The organism is Flavobacterium sp. R1_16, assembly GCF_057652095.1.
In genome coordinates, this window is sequence record NZ_JBYFCG010000069.1 from 1 (window position 1) to 218 (window position 218).

Annotated in this window: 1 pseudogene; it reads right to left on the minus strand. The window is 33.5% G+C overall.

Annotation, left to right across the window (positions count from 1 at the left end):
- Nucleotides 1-218: pseudogene (locus tag AC23L6_RS13465) on the minus strand (hypothetical protein); the annotation flags it as partial.

Below are 218 nucleotides of genomic sequence, written 5' to 3' on the forward strand. Positions count from 1 at the left end.
CGCGTGTAATTGTGAGTATGTAGTAGCATTTGAACTGCCAGTACCATCCCTACTCCTTTGACTGTTTTGGAGAGTTTGTAGTTATTTATCATGGTTTCATCTTGTTTTATAAGCTCATTAATGCTTTTTTCTGTTGTGAGTATTTGCTTTTCCAATTGGCTCATATTTTCTTTCAATATTCCCAAGGAAACATCATTTAATTCATCGATAACTATTTC